Source organism: Rhizobium sp. 18055 (assembly GCF_902706285.1).
Classification (GTDB): domain Bacteria; phylum Pseudomonadota; class Alphaproteobacteria; order Rhizobiales; family Rhizobiaceae; genus Rhizobium.
On the sequence record NZ_CACSKD010000113.1, the window covers coordinates 1 to 594 of the forward strand.

Consider the following 594-nt stretch of genomic DNA (forward strand, 5'->3'; position numbering starts at 1 on the left):
GAAAACGATATCGATCTTCGTCCCGGCGTCGATGCAGGCCAGCGCGGCATCCGCGTTGTCTGCCATGATGACGAAGTACCCCGCGTGTTCGAGCGCCGGTGCCACGCTCTCCCTGACCAAAGGATCGTCTTCCACGAAAAGCAGCGTCGCGCTCTCTTTGCGGTCCATCTCCAATGGTGGGCTGGGCAGTGCTGCCGGTTCCACAGCAGCCTCCAGCGCTCTGGGCAGGTAGATATCCACACAGGTACCCCGTCCCACTTCGCTGTCCAGCAAGAGGATGCCGCCAGCTTGACGGGCAAAGCCGAACGCCTGGGGCAGCCCCAGACCCGAGCCTTTCCCCACTTCCTTGGTCGTGAAGAACGGGTCCAGCGCTCTCGACGCCACCTCGGCAGTCATGCCTACGCCTGAATCGACGAACCGCACGCGGAGGTAATCTCCAGGTGGCAGGTGCGCCGCGGGCTGGACGGCACTTTCATTGGTGACCGTGACGGAGATGCTTCCCCCGCCCGGCATCGCATCCTTGGCGTTGATCACCAGGTTCAGGAACGCGAGTTCGAACTGGGTGGGATCGATGGTGACCGGCCACGCCTCTTC

The 594-nt window shown here is 63.1% G+C and carries 1 protein-coding gene; it reads right to left on the reverse strand.

Going from position 1 to position 594, the window contains the following annotated elements:
• Positions 1–594: ATP-binding protein (locus GVL52_RS28235; RefSeq protein WP_244619326.1), on the reverse strand; the 594-nt coding region annotated here is incomplete at both ends.